This is a genomic window from Cupriavidus lacunae (assembly GCF_003353055.1).
GTDB classification, from domain to species: domain Bacteria; phylum Pseudomonadota; class Gammaproteobacteria; order Burkholderiales; family Burkholderiaceae; genus Cupriavidus; species Cupriavidus lacunae.
Window position 1 is genome coordinate 1 of sequence record NZ_QKWJ01000001.1, and the last position, 17,629, is coordinate 17,629.

Sequence of the window (17,629 nt, forward strand, 5' to 3'; positions counted from 1 at the left end):
TCGATACGATTTGGTCGTCATCGAGGGCGATCCATGCGCTTTTGGCGATTGGGTTACCGCTGTTGTCGCAGAATCCTCTGGAGTTTAGTCTTGCCACCAGCTTGTCGCATGGGGCAAACATCTGGGGTAACCATCCAGTGACTCTCTTTTGGTAGCTGCGGCCGTTTTTGTCGGTTATGCGAACTACTTTCTGAGCATCAGCGCCCACTTTGATTCGGGTACCCAAGAAGAAGGCTTCTTCATCCTTGGCGTGCCTAATGTGGGTTTTCTCCATACTAAGAGTTAGCCCGAGTTTCTCCGCCATGAAGGATTTAACCTCATCACGAATTTGCACGGCTAGATGTTTAGGACCATTGATTCCCACACACCAATCGTCGGCATACCGCACGTACTTCACTCGAATAAAGGACCCGTCATCCCTTGTGGGGCTTGACCGTTTCTGAGTGAGAAGCAGCGCCTTCAATTCCCTGAGCAGTTCCTTCCGTTCTTCGGCTTTATGTGTAGGAGCATTCAGTTTCGAACGCACCTTCTCAATCTGCTTCTGACGGTAGTTGTACTCGGTCGTGGTCCGTTTCTTGTCTCCCTTCTCATATGTTCTAATCAAACCTGCAACAAACTCATCGAGTTCGTGCAAGAAGATATTACACAGGATAGGGGAGACAATGGACCCCTGAGGTGTACCGACGACGCTTTCCACGGGTCTTTTGAACTCGTAGTATCCGGCCGTCAGTGCTTTTCTGATCAAATTGATAAATCTCTCGTCCTTGATACGGCGACGGAGGATGCTGATCAGAATGTCATGGTCAATACAATCGAAAGCGGCTTTGACATCGCCCTCAATGATCCATGTTACTCCGCTCCAAGTGTTGCGGATAGACTTTAGCGCCGTGTGGCAGCCGCGATTGGGCCTGAAGCCATGACTGTCGTCTCTGAAACTGCTTCCATGAGGGCTGTCGTAAACTGCTTCGAGGATCATTCTCATGACCTCTTGTACGATTTTGTCTCGTGGTGGGGCGATTCCTAGCGGACGAGTTTTTCCGTTTGCCTTCGGGATGTGGACACGTCGTGCGCGCGAGAATTGGAACGATTCGTCCCTCATCTGTGCGACGGTATTCTCAATGGTCCTCAGGGAGAACTCATCTAACGTGGTTCCGTCGGCCCCTGGCGTCATGTTTCCGGGAACGCTTTTCAGCTTTTCGTACGCCACGACAAAGAGGTCGCGTTTGTACATTAGCCTATATAGGTTACCGTTGACCCAACCAGGTTTGGCGTTTAATCTACGTAGTGTCTCTAGTCGCTCTAGGTCAGAACTACTCATCCGAGTAAACCTTTCACTTCTAGAGTACATCCTTGCATCTTCGCTTCCCCTTGTCCCGCGTTACCGGGGCTGTATGGGGCATATTTTTTTGGTGGGCCTTGCAGGGCTCGAACCTGCGACCAAAGAATTATGAGTTCTCTGCTCTAACCGACTGAGCTAAAGGCCCAACATTTCTGCCACAACGGGTACTACCGAATAGTCCGTTGCCGGAATGGTCCACTATGTTGCCACAGCTTCGTCATTCCTGCATAGGTTGCATGTCTCAACCCACGCTTCTAGGGATTGCTCCCCTTAGGCAATCCCATGGTTAACACACTCTCGCGCTCCAGTTTTAGGTGTCCAACTCATCCTTTTCATCCCTACTTGGGCGTCGGCCGGCGAAGAAGCTTGGGAAGTATTCATAATCGCTCTCCACATACGCCGAGGTGGACGTAAATATGCGTGTCCAACGGTTATCGTGATACCCCGATCGGATTTGGCTTCTGGCAATACAGCCTTCACCATGACTGGCCTAACTGGCAGACCTATCGAGCTTGCATATTAGCTCTCACCTGCCTTTTCTCGGCATGCTGCTGTCCCCTCAAGGTTTCCCCATTAGGTATCCCGCAGTGTTTCCACTGCGGTAAGCCACTGTTTTACCCACGATGCTTCAGTGCATTCCCTTATACAGAAGTAGGACCGCCTCGGCAGCCGAGCATGTAGCCTGAGGCTGCGAAATTTCGAGGTAAGGGGTTGTTAACTTCGCCAGACTCGCGTTTACTCTCGAATTTTCGCGCAGCAATGAGCAACGAGTCGGGGGCATGGGTGGACGAGGAATTTGAGAGTCTGGATCTTGGTGATCCGCGGCGGGATCGGCGCGCCAAGGAATTGCTCAAGCGGTTTGCGGCCCTGCCCACGGCGAGCATCCCCGGCGCANTCGGCATGCTGCTGTCCCCTCAAGGTTTCCCCATTAGGTATCCCGCAGTGTTTCCACTGCGGTAAGCCACTGTTTTACCCACGATGCTTCAGTGGGGTGTACTACTACCACAACGAGAGTGCGCCCTATCCATGGCGCACTTATGAGTCCGCTGCTCTAACCAGGCATGAGCTAGAGGCCCTTGGAAGCGTTTAGTTGCCTTCCAGGAAGCTCTTCAGCTTGTCCGAGCGGCTCGGGTGGCGCAGCTTGCGCAGTGCCTTGGCCTCGATCTGGCGGATCCGTTCACGCGTGACGTCGAACTGCTTGCCGACCTCTTCCAGCGTGTGGTCGGTGCTCATTTCGATGCCGAAGCGCATGCGCAGCACCTTGGCTTCGCGCGGCGTGAGCGAGTCCAGCACGTCCTTGACGACGTCGCGCATGGAGCCGTGCAGTGCCGCTTCGGCCGGGGCCAGCGTGTTGGTGTCCTCGATGAAGTCGCCCAGATGAGAGTCGTCGTCGTCACCGATCGGCGTTTCCATGGAGATCGGCTCTTTGGCGATCTTCATGATCTTGCGGATCTTGTCTTCCGGCATCTCCATCTTCTCGGCCAGCGTTGCCGGATCCGGCTCATTGCCGGTTTCCTGCAGGATCTGGCGCGAGATGCGGTTCATCTTGTTGATCGTCTCGATCATGTGCACCGGGATACGGATGGTGCGCGCCTGGTCGGCGATCGAGCGCGTGATGGCCTGGCGGATCCACCACGTGGCGTAGGTCGAGAACTTGTAGCCGCGGCGATATTCGAACTTGTCCACCGCCTTCATCAGGCCGATGTTGCCTTCCTGGATCAGGTCGAGGAACTGCAGGCCGCGGTTGGTGTACTTCTTGGCGATCGAGATCACCAGGCGCAGGTTGGCCTCGGTCATCTCGCGCTTGGCTTCGCGGGCGCGCCGCTCGCCTTCGGCCATCTTGCGGTTGACGTCCTTCAGTTCCTTCAGCGGCAGCACCACGCGCGACTGCAGGTCGATCAGCTTCTGCTGCAGCTCATGCACGGCCGGCACGTTGCGCTCGACGATGGTGCTGTACGCCTTGCCATCGGCGATCACGGTGTGAACCCACTCGAGGTTGGTCTCGTTGCCCGGGAAGCGGGCAACGAAATCCGCGCGCGGCATGCCGCACTTGTCCACGATGGTGTTCAGGATGGCACGCTCGAGCTTGCGCACTTCGTCCACCTGGCCGCGCAGCGTGTCGCACAGGCGCTCGACGTTGCGGGCGGTGAAACGGATGCCCATCAGTTCGGCCTGGATAGCTTCCTGCGCCTTGACGTAAGGCTTGGACTTGTAGCCTTCCTTCTCGAACGCACGGCGCATCTTGTCAAACTGCTCGGCGATCACGCGGAATTTCTCCAGCGCGTTCTGCTTCAGTTCTTCAAGCTGGCGCGCGGAGGCACCGGCACCGGCGCCGCCTTCATCATCCTCGTCCTCGTCGGCGTCTTCTTCGTCGTCGGACTCGAGGTCTTCTTCAGCGGCGGGCGCGGCGGCCGCGGCCGGGGACTCGGCCACTTCCTCGGCGTTCGGGTCGATCAGGCCGTCGACGAATTCGTCGATCTTGATCTCGTCGTTGGCCACGCGCTCGGCATGGGCCAGAATCTCGGAGATGGTGACCGGGCAAGCCGAAATCGCCATCACCATGTCCTTCAGGCCGGCTTCGATGCGCTTGGCGATCTCGATTTCGCCTTCGCGCGTGAGCAGCTCGACCGTGCCCATCTCGCGCATGTACATGCGCACCGGGTCGGTGGTGCGGCCGAACTCGGAGTCCACCGTGGACAGGGCCGCTTCGGCCTCTTCCTCGGCTTCTTCCTCGCTGGTGGCGGACGGGGCGTTGTCGTTGAGCAGCAGCGTCTCGGCATCCGGCGCCTGTTCATAGACGGCGATACCGATGTCATTCAGCGTCGCGACCAGCGTGTCGATCGTTTCCGAATCGACCATGTCGTCCGGCAGGTGATCGTTGATTTCCGCATAGGTCAGGTAGCCGCGCGACTTGCCCAGCTTGATCAGCGCCTTGAGTTTCTGGCGACGCAGTTCAAGCTCTTCCTCAGTGCCCTGCTGGGTCGAGGCGAACTCCTTGAGCAGGGCCTTTTCCTTGGCCTTGCGGTCCTTGGCTTTCTGCTTTTCGGTCTTCGGCGCCGCGGCAGGCGTTGCCGCCGCGCGCGTATCGTTCTCGTAAAACTCTTCAGTCACGTCGTCTGTTGTGCTGTCGTCGTGCTGCATCTCGGCCTTGGGCTTGCGGCCACGCTTTTTCGGCTCCGGCTTGATTGCCGGCGCAGCGGGACGCTCGGATGCAACGGATGCAGGTGTCGCGGCACGCGCCTTGGTTGCCGTCGTGGCGGTGCCAGCCTTGGCCTCCCCACTCTTGGCGCCGGCGGCTGCCGCTCGCTTGCTCTCGACTTCGGTATTCTGCTGTTTCGCCACGGTGATACTCTTGCCTTTCACTGGTGCAGATGCGGCGACCTTGCCGCTCGTACTGGCGCTCTTGCCGCTCTCGCGTGCCGAAGTCGAGGCCTTTGTCTTTTCGGATGTGCGGGTCCTGGTGGGAGTCGTCTCGGCGGGCGCTTGCGCGCTACGCTCGGACTTTGATGGCGCAGACCGGGCTGGTGTCCTGACTGACGCGGTCGATGTCTTCGCCGCCGTTGTTTTCACAGACGCCTTGCCGCTCCCTGATTGGGGAGCATTGGAGGTAACCCTTTCGGTTGCTTTGGCCTTTGCCATTGGCACGCTCACTTTCACCAGAACTGGAGAGAGATTTCGCAATCCAAACCGGCTATTGTAGCACGTCACGCATAGCCGGCTCCCTGTCAGGTGAGGTTTTCACCTGAAAAATCAAGGCTTAAGCTCGGCGAGGCCGGGCCCAGTCCCTGATCCAACGCTTATCCAACGCTTACTGCTGCCTCCTACTGCTGCCTCCTGGTTGATGCCAGGGCACCCACAGTCACCTCAGCCAAGTTGGCGCCGCCGGTGGATTTCTCCCACCAGCCAGCGCATGCGCTGCTTGCCCGCTTCATCGGCCGTGCCGGCCACCACTTCCGCCTGCAGGCCGTCGAGTTCACGCCGCAGCGGCTCGGCCAGCAGCTTGGTGATGGCCGCATCGAAATCCTGGATTGCGGGTGCTTCTTCGATCTCTTCGCGCAGCACCGCCGTGCGCGCCACGGCATACACCTCGGTGTACGGCGACTGGGCCAGGTGCTCGCTGAAGGCCGCGAAATTGACTTCGCCCTCCACGCTGTCACACACCGAGACCAGGTGCGCCAGCACTTCACTGTCCCCACTCTCGCCATCCAGCAGCAGTGCGCGCGCATCCTCGTCGAGGCGCGCCGACAGCGCCGGGTAGCACATCAGCAACTGGATCACCCGCTGCTCAAGGCCGGTCGGGGCCTGGCGGCGCGTGCGCGGGCGCGGCTGGGCGAAACGGCCGACACGGGCCGGGTCGCTGCGCAGGCCGCAGATGGCTTCGATCTCCGCGGGTGTCGTACCCGTGGCATCGGCAAGTTCACGCACAATCTGTAGCCGCAGGCCGCCCGCGGGCATGGCCTGCAGCAGCGGCTTGGCCTCGTACTGGGCCCGGGCGCGGCCCTCGGGCTGGCGCAGGTCCAGGTCCTCGGTGACCGACTGCAGCAGGAAGCGCGACAGGGGCATGGCGTTGCGCACCTGGGTGGCAAAGGCCTCGGTGCCCTCTTCGCGCACATAGCTGTCCGGATCGTGCTCGGCGGGCAGGAACAGGAAGCGGATGGTCTTGTTGTCCGCCACGTGCGGCAGGCAGGCCTCCAGCGCCCGTCTGGCCGCGCGGCGCCCGGCCGAGTCACCGTCGAACGAGAACACCACCGCGTCGGTCTGGCGCAGCAGCTTCTGCACGTGCACGGGGGTGCACGCCGTGCCCAGGGTGGCGACGGCATTGGCAAAACCGAGCTGGGCCAGCGCCACGACGTCCATATACCCTTCGACCACCAGCACGTAGCCGGTTTCCCGGATCGCATGGCGGGCCTCGAACAGCCCGTACAGCTCCGTGCCCTTGCTGAACAGCGGGGTCTCGGGCGAGTTCAGGTATTTGGGCTCGCCCTGCCCCATCACGCGCCCGCCGAAGCCGATCACGGCCCCCTTGGTGTTGCGGATGGGGAACATGATGCGGTCGCGGAAGCGGTCGTAGCGGCGTGGCTTGCCGTCGGCATCGCGCTTGTCGCTTTCGATCAGCAGGCCGGCTTCGACCAGGGGTGCCGCCACGTTGTCGTCACGGTAGCCACCGAACACCGCTTCCAGGCCCTGCCAGTCGTCGGGCGCATAGCCCAGGCCGAACTGGCCGGCGATCTCACCGGTCAGCCCGCGGCCTTTCAGGTACTGGATGGCCTGCGGGGCGCCGCGCAACTGTCGGCGGTAGAAATCGGTCGCACGCGTCATGACGTCGGACAGCGCCACAGTGCGCGCCTGCTGCTCCGCGCGCTGGCCGGGCGGCAGCCGGTCGCGCTCTTCCGGCACGGTCATGCCGACCGACTGGGCCAGCTCGCGCACCGCCTCGGGGTACGACTGGCCGGAAAACTCCATCAGAAAGCCGATGGCCGAGCCGTGGGCGCCACAGCCGAAGCAGTGGTAGAACTGCTTGGTCGGCGATACCGTGAACGACGGGGATTTCTCGTTATGGAAGGGGCACAGCCCCATGAAATTGGCGCCGCCCTTCTTCAGCTGCACATACTTGCCCACCACATCGACAATGTCGACACGGTTGAGCAGGTCCTGAATAAAGGATTGCGGAATCACCCGACTGACCGTCCTGAGGCTTGGCCGTCCCGCGGCGGGCGGCATTTTTCTAGGAATGCGTGACCGGTGCGGCGCCCGGCTGCTATCGGAATATTGTAGTGCAGCGAGATAAGGCCGCCCGGACTGCTTCGTATCTCCGTGCAACTACGCCGAACGACATCAGTTCGGCGTTCATCCCACTTACAATTGATTAAATCAGTGCTTACTTTGCTGCAAGCGCGGCCTTGACCAGGGCCGATACGGCGGTCATGTCAGCACGGCCGGCCAGCTTGCCCTTGAGCACGCCCATGACCTTGCCCATGTCCTGCGGACCGGCGGCGCCGGTGGCGGCAACGGCCTGCTGCACTTCGGCGGCGACCTCTTCGTCGGACAGGGCTGCAGGCATGTAGACCTTCAGCACCTCGACTTCAGCCAGTTCCTTGTCGGCCAGGTCATTGCGGCCGGCCTTCTGGAATTGCGAAATCGAGTCCTTGCGCTGCTTGATCAGCTTTTCGACCACGGCCAGCACGGCGGTATCGTCCAGTTCCACGCGCTCATCGACTTCGCGCTGCTTGATGGCGGCCAGCAGCAGGCGGATGGTGCCGAGGCGCTCCGTTTCGCGGGCGCGCATGGCGGTCTTCATGTCTTCGCTGATACGGGCTTTGAGGGACATCGTGATCTTCCAGAAAGTGGGCGGACACTCACAGATGGCGGCGACAGCCGCCCGCTGCAAGGCCCGGAACGCAAAAACCCGCCGAAGCTTGCGCCACAGCGGGTCGGAGGCAAGCGGGAGCGCCGGGTCAGTACAGCTTCTTCGGCAGCATCTGGCTGCGGATGCGCTTGTAGTGGCGCGTTTCGGCGGCAGCCTTCTTGCGCTTGCGCGCGGCGGTTGGCTTTTCGTAAAACTCGCGCGCCCGCAACTCCGGGAGCAGCCCGTTCTTCTCGATGGTGCGCTTGAAACGGCGCATGGCAACTTCAAAAGGCTCGTTTTCCTTGAGACGGATCGTAGTCATTTGGCCAGAAAATGAAGATATTTTCGGGATAGCGGCTTTACGAAGTTTTGGATTGTAGCACCAACAATCCAACGGGGAAGTGGTGTGCAACGGACACCTTCAGAGTGCCGATTACTGCCTATCGATCAACTTCGTGGCTACCCCTGGGCCACCGATTGTGCGGCCGAGGCAGTGCGCGCAGCCTCGGCCACGGCCTGCCCCGCCGCCACCGCGGAGGCCCAGGCCCACTGGAAGTTGTAGCCGCCCAGCCAGCCGGTCACGTCCACCACCTCGCCAATGAAATACAGGCCCGGCACCTCGCGGGCCATCATCGTCGTCGACGACAGTGCGCGCGTATCGACCCCGCCCAGCGTGACCTCGGCCTTGCGGTAGCCCTCGGTGCCCGACGGCACGATGCGCCAGTCGTTGAGCGTGGCGCCCAGCTTGCGCAGGGCCTTGTCGGTCACGTCATGCAGCGGCATGGTCGCATCCACGCCCGAGGCCGCGCACCACGCATCGGCCAGCCGTGCCGGCAGCCGTTGCGCCAGCAAGTTGCCCAGGTGCTTGCGGCTGCCGGCCTTCTGCTCCAGCAGCCACGCCACGGCATCCTCGCCGTCGAACAGGTCGATGGCAATCGGCGTGCCGGGGCGCCAGTAGCTGGAAATCTGCAGCACGGCCGGGCCGGACAGCCCGCGGTGCGTCCACAGCAGGTCTTCGCGGAAAGCGCCGGCCGCCTTGCCGCTGCCAGTGGCGATATCCACTTCCAGCGACACGCCCGCCAGCGGCGCGAACGGCGCCCAGTCCTTGCCATCGAAGGTCAACGGCACCAGCGCCGGGCGGGTCTCGATGATGCCCAGCCCGAACTGCCGGGCGATGCGATAGCCAAAGTCGGTGGCGCCGATCTTGGGGATCGACAGCCCGCCGGTGGCCACCACCAGCGCCCCGGCCCGCACCGTGCCGGTGGAGGTGAGCAGCAGATAGTCGTCGCCCTCGCGCCGGACCTCGGCCACCGTGCAGCCGGTCTGCCAGCGCACATGCCCCGCGTCGCATTCGGCGCGCAGCATGGCGATCACGTCTTCGGCGCTGTCGTTGCAGAACAGCTGGCCGCGATGCTTCTCGTGCCAGTCGATGCCATAGCGGCGCATCAGGCCCAGGAAATCCTGCGGCGTGTAGCGCGCCAGCGCCGAGCGACAAAAGTGTGGATTGGACGACAGGTAGTTGGCGGGCCCGGCCTGCAGGTTGGTGAAGTTGCAGCGCCCGCCGCCGGAGATGCGGATCTTCTCGGCCAGCTTGGTGGCATGGTCGATCAGCAGCACGCGCGCGCCGTTCTGGCCGGCCACGGCGGCGCACATCATGCCGGCCGCGCCCGCGCCCAGCACGGCCACGTCGTACCGGCCCGTCCGGGCCGGGGTTGCCCCGCTCATTGCAAGCCTCGCGCATCCATGTGTATTGCCACCGCCAGAGAAAGGGCAGATTGTAGCGAAAAGCACGCCGCGCGCCGCTGTGCTACCCTGCGCGCTTCCTGCAACCTGTTGTTTCGACAGCCGTTTCCCTGACCGGAGACGGCCCTGTGCACTTTCCCATGCTTGTCCTTGGCATCGAATCCTCCTGCGACGAAACCGGCCTCGCCCTCTATGACACCGGGGCCGGCCTGCTGGCGCATGCGCTGCACTCGCAGATCGCCATGCACCGCGACTACGGCGGCGTGGTGCCGGAACTGGCGTCGCGCGACCATATCCGCCGCGTGCTGCCGCTGCTGGAACAGGTGCTGGCCGACGCCGGCCGCACCCGCCAGGACATCGACGCCATTGCCTTCACGCAGGGTCCCGGCCTGGCCGGCGCGCTGCTGGTCGGCGCCTCGGTGGCCAATGCGCTGGGCTTTGCGCTGAACGTGCCGATGGTGGGGGTGCACCACCTGGAAGGCCACCTGCTGTCGCCGCTGCTGACGCGCGAGCCGCCGCCCTTCCCGTTCGTGGCGCTGCTGGTGTCGGGCGGGCATACGCAGTTGATGGAAGTGCGCGGCATCGGCGACTACGCGCTGCTCGGCGAGACCCTGGACGACGCCGCCGGCGAAGCCTTCGACAAGACCGCCAAGCTGCTGGGCCTGGGCTATCCCGGTGGCCCGGAAGTGTCGCGGCTGGCTGAGTTCGGCATCCCCGGCGCCTTTGCGTTGCCGCGGCCGATGCTGCATTCGGGCAACCTGGATTTCTCCTTCGCCGGCCTGAAGACCGCGGTGCTGACGCAAACCCGCAAGCTCGCCAATACCTGCGAGCAGGACCGCGCCAACCTGGCGCGCGCCTTTGTCGATGCCATTGTCGACGTGCTGGCCGCCAAGTCGATGGCGGCGCTCAAGCAGACCGGGCACAAGCGGCTGGTGGTGGCCGGCGGCGTGGGCGCCAACCGGCAACTGCGCGAGCGGCTGGACCAGCTTGGCAGGCAGCGCAAGCTCGAGGTCTATTACCCGGACCTGGCGTTCTGCACCGACAACGGCGCGATGATTGCGTTTGCCGGGGCGATGCGGCTGCAGGCCGCGCCGGAACTGGCGCGGCATGAGTATGGTTACGGCGTGACGCCGCGCTGGGACCTGGCGGATATCCGGCTGCCTTCGGCGGCCTGAACCGGAGCAAAAAAATAGCCACCGCATGCGGTGGCTATTTTTCTGGCAGCGACAACCCGATCAGTCGACGCGCTTGTCCCGCTCAATCACCGCATACGCGCTGTGGTTGTGGATCGACTCAAAGTTCTCGGCTTCCAGCACATAGGCCACAATGCGCTCATCCGCGTTCAGCCGCATGGCGATATCGCGCACCAGGTCTTCCACGAACTTGGGGTTCTCGTAGGCGCGCTCGGTGACGAACTTCTCGTCCGGGCGCTTGAGCAGGCCCCACAGCTCGCACGAAGCCTCTTCCTCGGCCATGCGCACCAGCGCTTCCACCGGCAGCTCGCCGGCCAGTTCCACGTTCATGGTGATATGCGAACGCTGGTTGTGCGCGCCATATTGCGAGATCTTCTTCGAGCACGGGCACAGGCTGGTTACCGGCACCAGCGCCTTCAGGAACACGCGCGTGGCGCCGTTGCGCACTTCGCCGGTCAGCGTGACCTCATAGTCCAGCAGCGACTCCACGCCCGACACCGGCGCGATCTTGCTGATGAAGTACGGGAAAGTGACCTCGATGCGGCCGGCCTCGGCTTCCAGCTTTTCCAGCATCTTGTCCAGCATCAGCCGGAAGCTGGCCAGCTCCAGCGGCGCGCGCTCTTCTTCCAGCAGCGCGACGAAGCGCGACATATGCGTGCCCTTCTGGTCCGCCGGCAGGTGCACGTCCAGGTTGAAGGTGCCCACGGTCGGCACGATGCCGGTCGGGGTCTTCAGGGTCACGGGGTAACGCACGCCCTTGACGCCGACACGCTGGATGGGGATCTGGCGGGTGTCGGGGCTCGACTGGACGTCGGGCATGACGAAGGCGGGATTGATGTCATTCATCTACGGTTTCCTCCAGGGTCGCGCCAATGGGGGGGCGGCACAAGCCCTTACGGTCGCGGCATTTTCGCAGTCCATCCATGCCGCGCAACGAGTGTGAAACCACGGGACCCGGCACTGGCAAGCCGGCCCGCAGCTGCGAACACAATAAAAAAAAGGGAGTTTAAGGGAATTCGGACGCACACGTGGTGCGGTGGCCCGAATCCCCCTGGGCGTGGAAGGTAATCAGGCCACGCGCGAGGCGACCGTGACCTTGGGCTGGTCCAGCCCGAAGCGCTCGCGCACCGAGCGCTCGATGCCGGCCGCATCCAGGCCGCATTGCTGCAGCAGGTAGGCCGGGTCGCCATGGTCGACGAAGCGGTCGGGCAGGCCCAGCGTCAGCACCGGTTTGTCGATGCCGGCCTCGGCCAGCGCCTCCAGCACGGCACTGCCGGCGCCGCCCATCACGCTGCCCTCTTCCACCGTCACCAGGTAGTCGTTCCCGGCGGCCAGGCGCTTGACCAGTTCCACGTCGAGCGGCTTGACGAAGCGCATGTCGGCAACCGTGGCGTCCAGCGCCTCGGCGGCACCCAGGGCCGGGTGCACCATCGAGCCGAACGCCAGGAAGCCCACGCGGTGCCCCGCGCGCGCACTGCCTTCGCGGCGCACCACGCCCTTGCCGACCGGCAAGGTGGTGAGCTCGGCGGCAATGGCAGCGCCCGGGCCGGAGCCGCGCGGATAGCGCACGGCAGTCGGGCAGGCCTGGTGGAACGCGGTGCTCAGCAGCTGGCGGCACTCGTTCTCGTCGGACGGCGTCATCACCATCATGTTGGGGATGCAGCGCAGGTAGGCGATATCGTAGGCACCCGCGTGGGTGGCACCGTCGGCGCCGACCAGGCCGGCGCGGTCCAGCGCGAACACCACCGGCAGGTTCTGCAACGCCACGTCATGGATCAGCTGGTCATAGCCGCGCTGCAGGAAGGTCGAGTAGATCGCCACCACCGGCTTCAGGCCCTCGCAGGCCAGGCCGCCGGCGAAGGTCACCGCGTGCTGCTCGGCGATGCCCACGTCGTAGTAGCGGTCCGGGAAGCGCTTCTCAAACTCGACCATGCCCGAGCCCTCGCGCATCGCCGGCGTGATGCCGACCAGGCGCTTGTCGGCCGCGGCCATGTCGCACAGCCAGTCGCCGAACACCTGCGTATAGGTCTTGCGGGCGGGCTTGGCGGCCGGGCGGATGCCCTCGGCCGGATTGAACTTGCCGGGGCCGTGGTACAGGATCGGGTCGGCCTCGGCCAGCTTGTAGCCCTGGCCTTTCTTGGTGACCACGTGCAGGAACTGCGGGCCGGCGCCTTCCAGCGCGCGCTGGCGGATGTTCTGCAGCGTCGGCACCAGCGAGCCCAGGTCATGGCCGTCGATCGGGCCGATGTAGTTGAAGCCGAATTCCTCGAACAGCGTGGCCGGCACCATCATGCCCTTGGCATGTTCCTCGAAGCGCTTGGCGAACTCCAGCACCGGCGGCGCCACCGACAGGACTTTCTCGATGCCCTTCTTGGTGGCCGCGTAGAACTGGCCGCTCAGCAGCCGCGCCAGGTGGCGGTTGAGCGCGCCCACCGGCGGCGAGATCGACATGTCGTTGTCGTTGAGCACCACCACCAGCGGCAGGTCCTTGTAGACGCCGGCGTTGTTCAGCGCCTCGAAGGCCATGCCCGCGGTCATGGCGCCGTCGCCGATCACCGCCACCGAGACGCGCTGCTGCCCGAGCGTGCGCGCGCCCAGGGCCATGCCCAGCGCGGCCGAGATCGAGGTCGACGAGTGCGCGGTGCCAAAGGTGTCGTATTCGCTCTCGCTGCGGCGCGGGAAGCCCGAGATGCCGCCCCACTGGCGCAGCGTGCCCATGCGCTTGCGGCGCCCGGTCAGGATCTTGTGCGGATAGCTCTGGTGGCCCACATCCCACACCAGCCGGTCGTCCGGGGTGTGGAAGGCGTAGTGCAGCGCGATGGTCAGCTCGACCGTGCCCAGGTTGGACGACAGGTGGCCGCCGGTCTGCGAGACCGACTCCAGCACATAGGCGCGCAGTTCATCCGCCAGGGTCTGAAGCTCGCGCCGGTCGAGCTTGCGCAGGTCTGCGGGGGCGTCAATCTTGTTGAGGAGTGCGTAGGTCATGGTGTCCGTTCGGCCGCCGAATTCTCACGTCCGGCTCTCAGTTCAATGTGTGCGCAGCACAATCAGGTCCGCCAGGTCGCGCAGGCGGGCCGCGCGGTCGCCAAAGCCGGCCAGCGCCGCGTGGGCGTCGGCGCGCAGCGCCCCGGCCAGTTCGCGCGCCGCGTCCAGTCCCATCAGCGACACATAGGTCGGCTTGTCATGTGCGGCGTCCTTGCCGGCGGTCTTGCCCAGCGTGGCGGTATCCGCAGTGACGTCCAGAATATCGTCAACCACCTGGAACGCCAATCCCACCGCCGCCGCATAGCGGTCCAGCGCGGCCAGGCCCTGGGTATCGATTTCACCACACAGCGCCCCCATGCGCACGCTGGCGCGCAACAGTGCGCCGGTCTTCATGCGGTGCATGGCCTCGAGCGCCTCGCGCGTCATGGCGCGGCCCACGTTCTGCAGGTCGATCGCCTGGCCGCCGGCCATGCCGGTCGAGCCCGACGCCTGCGCCAGCTCCGCCACCAACTGCAGCCGCACCGCGGGCGCGATGCCCCCGGCGCCAGCCAGCACGATAAAGGCCTGGGTCTGCAAGGCATCACCCACCAGCAGCGCGGTGGCCTCATCATAAGCCTTGTGCACCGTCGGCCGGCCGCGGCGCAGGTCATCGTCGTCCATGCAGGGCATATCGTCGTGCACCAGCGAGTAGGCGTGGATCATCTCCACCGCGCAGGCCGCCGCGTCGCAGGTGGCCGGGGCTGCGCCGCTGACTTCGCCAGCGGCATGCACCAGCAGCGGCCGCACGCGCTTGCCGCCGCTTAGTGCAGCATAACGCATCGCTTCGTGCAGGGTGTGGGGCACGGTGTTGCCTTCAGGCAACGCCGCCTGCAGGGCGGCCTCGGTGCGGACCCCCTGGGCCTGCATCCATTGTGCAAAGTCGCTCATGCCTCGTCCGCCCCCTGTGCACCGTTGCCACCATTGCCATCGCCGGCCAGGGGCTTGAGCACATCGCCCTCCAGCACCCGGACCTGCTGCTCGACCCGCTCCAGCTTCTGCTGGCAGTAGCGAACCAGTTCGGCCCCGCGGCGGTAGGCCGCCAGAGACGCCTCCAGCGGCAGTTCGCCGCTTTCCATGCTGGCCACCAGCGTTTCCAGCTCGGCCATCGCCGCCTCGTAGGAAGCCGGCGGCGCCGAGGCGCTGGCGTCGGTGTTGTCGGTCTGGACCGGAGCGGTCGTCGTTTTTGGCATATCAGGACCTGGAATCAAGGGCCGGGGGGAAACCCGGATGGGGAAGCCCGGATTTTACGCCAAAGCGCGCGCTTTCCCCCAACGTTGCGCAGAGCAGTATGCCCACAACATGCCCCATTCCGGTGCCGGAACCCGAGAAGTGACTTGTGCGCTCGGGTCGTCTTTCCGAATGCGCCCGCTACGGCACCCAGATGACGACCCGGGTCGACTTTTTCGCTAAAAAGGCAAAAAAATCAGGCCCTTAACTTTTTGGGTCGGGTACAATCCCCCGTTCGCCGCCAGGGGTGTGCGGGAGATTCCCGACCGGGCGGCAGTCTTTCCCAAATCGATTCAATTTTCGATGGTTGGGTTGTTCACTGCTTTCACCTGTTCATCTGGGAGTGGGGATAATGTCCAATCTCAGCACCGCGCTCAACCTGGCGCCGGCTGATTCGCAACTGCCCGTCGGCGTCTATTTCGACGAAGCACTGCATCAACAAGAACTCGAACTGCTGTTCAGGAATGGCCCGGGCTATGTCGGCCACGAACTGATGGTTGCGGAAGTCGGAGACTTCCACACGCTCAAGGCCGAGGACGAAGGCCGCATGCTGGTGCGCAACGCCGCCGGTGTCGAACTGATGTCCAATGTCTGCCGCCACCGCCAGGCCATCATGCTCAACGGCCGCGGCAATGCGCAGAACATCGTCTGCCCCCTGCACCGCTGGACCTACGACCTGAAGGGCGAACTGCTCGGCGCGCCGCATTTCGACAAGCAACCCTGCCTGCACCTGAAGCGCTCGCCGCTGCAGAACTGGAACGGCCTGCTGTTCGAAGGCAAGCGCGACGTGCGCGCCGACCTGGCCAGGCTGGGCGTGGCGCAGGACCTGAACTTCGACGGCTACATGCTGGACCACGTCGAGGTGCACGAGTGCGACTACAACTGGAAGACCTTTATCGAGGTCTACCTGGAGGACTACCATGTCGTGCCGTTCCACCCGGGGCTGGGCAGCTTCGTGTCGTGCGACGACCTCAAGTGGGAGTTCGGCGAGTGGCACAGCGTGCAGACCGTGGGCCTGCATGCCGGCCTGAAGCGCCCCGGCAGCCCGACTTACCAGAAATGGCACGACGCGGTGCTGCGCTTCAACAACGGCGTGCTGCCCAAGCACGGCGCGATCTGGCTGACCTACTACCCCAACATCATGGTGGAGTGGTACCCGAACGTGCTGGTGATCTCGACGCTGCACCCGGTCGGCCCGCGCAAGACGCGCAATGTGGTGGAGTTCTACTACCCCGAGGAAATCGCGCTGTTCGAGCGCGAGTTCGTCGAAGCCGAGCGCGCCGCCTATATGGAAACCTGCATCGAGGACGACGAGATCGCCGAGCGCATGGACGCCGGCCGGCAGGCGCTGCTCAAGCGCGGCACCAGCGAGGTCGGCCCGTACCAGTCGCCGATGGAAGACGGCATGCAGCACTTCCATGAGTGGTATCGCCGGGCCATGGCTTACGCCGGCTAGTCCACTGAATCATTGAAATGGGAGGTGAAGGACATGTCATGCGGGATGCAGCGCTAGGCGCAAAGCGCAGCAATAGCACGCCTCTTGCGAGCATTTGCAACGACGCGATGCGCCCGCATGACATGGCAGGCACCGACCAATTTCAGTGATTCAGTGGACCAGTGCGATAACCGCACAATGCACACAGGAACGGACCGCCACGGCGGTCCGTTTTGTCTTGAGGGCCGATGTGCGCTGCTAGAATCATCGTTCGGTGCCGGCAGCACATGCCGCCGCGCCGGCCCGCTCCGCGACGCGAGGCCAGCCACGAAGCCCCGCTCGCGCGCCGGACTCTCCCCTTCGCTTCCGTTCGCTTCACCACGCCCTCGCCATGCAATCGCTCTGGATGCTGTTCGCCGCCTTCGCCTTCTCGTTGATGGGGGTTGGCGTCAAGCTCGCGTCCGATCTCTACACCACCGGCGAGATCGTCTTCTACCGCGGCCTGATCAGCGTGGTCATCATGTGGGTGCTGCTGCACTCGCGCGGGGTCCCGGTGCGCACGCCCTACATGCTGTCGCACATCAAGCGCAGCGTATTCGGTGTGACCGCGCTGATGCTGTGGTTCACCTCGATCTCGCTGCTGCCGCTGGCCACGGCGATGACGCTGAACTACATGTCGCCGGTGTGGATCGCGCTGATCCTGGGCGCCGGCGCGGCACTGGCCGGCACCGCCGGCAACGCCGACCGCCGCCTGGTGCTGGCGATCCTGCTGTCCTTTGCCGGGGTGATCTGCCTGCTGCAGCCTTCGGTCGGCAAGGACCAGCTCACCGGCGGCCTGGTCGGCCTGATCTCCGGCATGTTCACCGCACTGGCCTATGTCGAGGTGCGCCAGCTCGGCCAGCTGGGCGAGCCCGAGGGCCGCATCGTCTTCTATTTCTCGCTGGTCGGCATGATCGCCGGGCTGGTGTGGATGCTGCTGGGCGGCACCAGCCCGCATACCTGGTACGGCGCCGGCCTGCTGCTGGCCATCGGCATCCTGGCCACGCTGGGCCAGACCGCGATGACGCGCGCCTACAAGCGCGGCAATACGCTCTTGACCGCCAACCTGCAATACGCCGGCATCGTCTTCTCCAGCGTCTGGGGCATGCTGATCTGGTCCGACCGGCTGAACTGGCTGTCGTGGCTGGGCATGGGGCTGATCATCGCCAGCGGCATCGCCACCACGCTGATGCGCGCGCGCCAGGGGACCGATGCCAAGCCGACCCCCGCCACGCCGGTCAAGTCACCCGAGGCGGAAGTGCACCCCGAGGTGTAGCATCGGG

Annotated in this window: 15 protein-coding genes and 1 tRNA gene; 5 read left to right on the plus strand and 11 right to left on the minus strand. The window is 64.1% G+C overall.

Annotation, left to right across the window (positions count from 1 at the left end; translation table 11 throughout):
• Both DN412_RS00005 and DN412_RS00010 read right to left on the minus strand, forming a co-directional pair.
• The coding region (locus DN412_RS00005) for a reverse transcriptase/maturase family protein (RefSeq protein WP_208647540.1) at positions 1-1,231 on the minus strand (1,231 nt) is incomplete at its 3' end.
• 176 nt (positions 1,232-1,407) lie between these two features.
• Positions 1,408-1,484 (minus strand) — tRNA-Ile (locus DN412_RS00010).
• Between the two features lie 614 nt (positions 1,485-2,098).
• Between DN412_RS00010 and DN412_RS00015 the strand changes: the two genes are divergently transcribed.
• Positions 2,099-2,299, plus strand: coding sequence for an IS4/Tn5 family transposase DNA-binding protein (locus DN412_RS00015; protein ID WP_244222520.1), 201 nt, complete (start codon positions 2,099-2,101; stop codon positions 2,297-2,299).
• Between the two features lie 126 nt (positions 2,300-2,425).
• Here DN412_RS00015 and rpoD read toward each other — a convergent pair whose 3' ends face one another.
• Complete coding sequence (gene rpoD, locus DN412_RS00020) at positions 2,426-4,702, minus strand: RNA polymerase sigma factor RpoD (RefSeq protein ID WP_115012649.1); 2,277 nt, start codon at positions 4,700-4,702, stop codon at positions 2,426-2,428.
• Here rpoD and DN412_RS43980 point away from each other — a divergent pair.
• Positions 4,692-5,039 (plus strand): hypothetical protein, encoded by a 348-nt coding sequence (locus DN412_RS43980; protein WP_244222521.1) that lies wholly within the window; start codon positions 4,692-4,694, stop codon positions 5,037-5,039. The two genes, rpoD and DN412_RS43980, sit on opposite strands and share 11 nt — an antisense overlap.
• 164 nt (positions 5,040-5,203) lie before the next feature.
• On the opposite strand, the gene dnaG is transcribed toward DN412_RS43980, so the two are convergent.
• The 4 genes from dnaG to DN412_RS00045 form a co-directional block, all read right to left on the minus strand.
• Positions 5,204-7,015 (minus strand): DNA primase, encoded by a 1,812-nt coding sequence (gene dnaG, locus DN412_RS00030; RefSeq protein ID WP_115012650.1) that lies wholly within the window; start codon positions 7,013-7,015, stop codon positions 5,204-5,206.
• Between the two features lie 202 nt (positions 7,016-7,217).
• Positions 7,218-7,667, minus strand: a complete 450-nt coding sequence (locus tag DN412_RS00035) for a GatB/YqeY domain-containing protein (RefSeq protein WP_115012651.1) — start codon at positions 7,665-7,667, stop codon at positions 7,218-7,220.
• Between the two features lie 127 nt (positions 7,668-7,794).
• Positions 7,795-8,007: a 30S ribosomal protein S21 gene (gene rpsU / locus DN412_RS00040; protein WP_078197273.1), complete on the minus strand. Its 213-nt coding sequence runs from the start codon at positions 8,005-8,007 to the stop codon at positions 7,795-7,797.
• 137 nt (positions 8,008-8,144) lie between these two features.
• Positions 8,145-9,410, minus strand: a complete 1,266-nt coding sequence (locus tag DN412_RS00045; RefSeq protein WP_115012652.1) for a BaiN/RdsA family NAD(P)/FAD-dependent oxidoreductase — start codon at positions 9,408-9,410, stop codon at positions 8,145-8,147.
• Positions 9,411-9,568: 158 nt separating this feature from the next.
• Here DN412_RS00045 and tsaD point away from each other — a divergent pair, with 158 nt between their 5' ends.
• Complete coding sequence (tsaD, locus tag DN412_RS00050) at positions 9,569-10,603, plus strand: tRNA (adenosine(37)-N6)-threonylcarbamoyltransferase complex transferase subunit TsaD (protein ID WP_115012653.1); 1,035 nt, start codon at positions 9,569-9,571, stop codon at positions 10,601-10,603.
• 60 nt (positions 10,604-10,663) lie between these two features.
• Here the strand turns inward: tsaD and folE2 are convergent, their stop codons facing one another.
• The 4 genes from folE2 to DN412_RS00070 all read right to left on the minus strand — a co-directional run bounded on the left by folE2 (position 10,664) and on the right by DN412_RS00070 (position 14,835).
• Positions 10,664-11,467: a GTP cyclohydrolase FolE2 gene (folE2, locus tag DN412_RS00055; protein ID WP_115012654.1), complete on the minus strand. Its 804-nt coding sequence runs from the start codon at positions 11,465-11,467 to the stop codon at positions 10,664-10,666.
• 222 nt (positions 11,468-11,689) lie between these two features.
• Positions 11,690-13,606 (minus strand): 1-deoxy-D-xylulose-5-phosphate synthase, encoded by a 1,917-nt coding sequence (gene dxs, locus DN412_RS00060; protein ID WP_115012655.1) that lies wholly within the window; start codon positions 13,604-13,606, stop codon positions 11,690-11,692.
• Positions 13,607-13,648: 42 nt separating this feature from the next.
• The gene (locus DN412_RS00065; protein WP_115012656.1) at positions 13,649-14,533 is read right to left on the minus strand and encodes a polyprenyl synthetase family protein; all 885 of its coding nucleotides are present in this window, start codon (positions 14,531-14,533) and stop codon (positions 13,649-13,651) included.
• Positions 14,530-14,835, minus strand: a complete 306-nt coding sequence (locus DN412_RS00070; RefSeq protein WP_115012657.1) for an exodeoxyribonuclease VII small subunit — start codon at positions 14,833-14,835, stop codon at positions 14,530-14,532. The genes DN412_RS00065 and DN412_RS00070 overlap by 4 nt, the downstream gene beginning before the upstream one ends.
• A 389-nt stretch (positions 14,836-15,224) precedes the next feature.
• Here DN412_RS00070 and DN412_RS00075 point away from each other — a divergent pair, with 389 nt between their 5' ends.
• Both DN412_RS00075 and DN412_RS00080 read left to right on the plus strand, forming a co-directional pair.
• Positions 15,225-16,328 carry an aromatic ring-hydroxylating oxygenase subunit alpha gene (locus DN412_RS00075; protein ID WP_115012658.1) on the plus strand — a complete coding sequence of 368 codons (1,104 nt, stop codon included), beginning with the start codon at positions 15,225-15,227 and terminating at the stop codon, positions 16,326-16,328.
• Between the two features lie 370 nt (positions 16,329-16,698).
• A complete protein-coding gene (locus tag DN412_RS00080; RefSeq protein ID WP_115012659.1) occupies positions 16,699-17,622 on the plus strand; it encodes a DMT family transporter in 924 nt (307 codons plus the stop codon).
• The last annotated feature ends 7 nt before the right edge of the window (positions 17,623-17,629 follow it).

What these genes read in the sequence shown, in the direction of transcription:
- DN412_RS00065 (WP_115012656.1), bottom strand. Translation starts at nt 14,533, where the DNA reads ATGAGCGACTTTGCACAATGGATGCAGGCCCAGGGGGTCCGCACCGAG.
- DN412_RS00075 (WP_115012658.1), top strand. Translation starts at nt 15,225, where the DNA reads ATGTCCAATCTCAGCACCGCGCTCAACCTGGCGCCGGCTGATTCGCAA.
- dxs (WP_115012655.1), bottom strand. Translation starts at nt 13,606, where the DNA reads ATGACCTACGCACTCCTCAACAAGATTGACGCCCCCGCAGACCTGCGC.
- DN412_RS00070 (WP_115012657.1), bottom strand. Translation starts at nt 14,835, where the DNA reads ATGCCAAAAACGACGACCGCTCCGGTCCAGACCGACAACACCGACGCC.
- rpsU (WP_078197273.1), bottom strand. Translation starts at nt 8,007, where the DNA reads ATGACTACGATCCGTCTCAAGGAAAACGAGCCTTTTGAAGTTGCCATG.
- DN412_RS00035 (WP_115012651.1), bottom strand. Translation starts at nt 7,667, where the DNA reads ATGTCCCTCAAAGCCCGTATCAGCGAAGACATGAAGACCGCCATGCGC.
- tsaD (WP_115012653.1), top strand. Translation starts at nt 9,569, where the DNA reads ATGCTTGTCCTTGGCATCGAATCCTCCTGCGACGAAACCGGCCTCGCC.
- DN412_RS00045 (WP_115012652.1), bottom strand. Translation starts at nt 9,410, where the DNA reads ATGAGCGGGGCAACCCCGGCCCGGACGGGCCGGTACGACGTGGCCGTG.
- folE2 (WP_115012654.1), bottom strand. Translation starts at nt 11,467, where the DNA reads ATGAATGACATCAATCCCGCCTTCGTCATGCCCGACGTCCAGTCGAGC.
- DN412_RS00080 (WP_115012659.1), top strand. Translation starts at nt 16,699, where the DNA reads ATGCAATCGCTCTGGATGCTGTTCGCCGCCTTCGCCTTCTCGTTGATG.